The following is a 392-nucleotide window of genomic DNA, read 5'->3' on the forward strand; positions in this document are numbered from 1 at the left end:
TATAATAACAGGAACTCCAAAGGCAGCAGGTTCCAGGACATTATGAAGCCCTGTCTCCCCGGCTGCTCCACCTACATAAGCCACATCGGCATAGCTGTAGATTCGGGTAAGTAAACCAATGGTATCAATAATGAATACTTTATACTCCTCCAGATCTTTTTCTTCTTTTTCTGAAAAAAGTACTGCAGGAACAGTAAGTTTCTCCTGCAGGTTTTGGATCTTTTCCTTTTTTAAGGCATGTGGAGCAATGATGAATTTCACGTTGCCTCCTGAAGAATTAATGGTATCCACCAACAGCTCTTCATCTTCGGGCCAGGTGCTTCCCGCAACAATGCAAAGTTGATCATTTAGAAATTCTTCAATGAATTCCAGCCGATTCTCCATTTGGGTTT

1 protein-coding gene is annotated in these 392 nt (G+C 41.8%); it reads right to left on the reverse strand.

Annotated elements, in window-relative coordinates; all coding sequences use genetic code 11:
* A partial coding sequence (locus HC175_RS20010; protein ID WP_369074358.1) for a 3-deoxy-D-manno-octulosonic acid transferase occupies positions 1-392 on the reverse strand: 392 nt, incomplete at both ends.

This window comes from Salinimicrobium oceani (assembly GCF_012037645.1).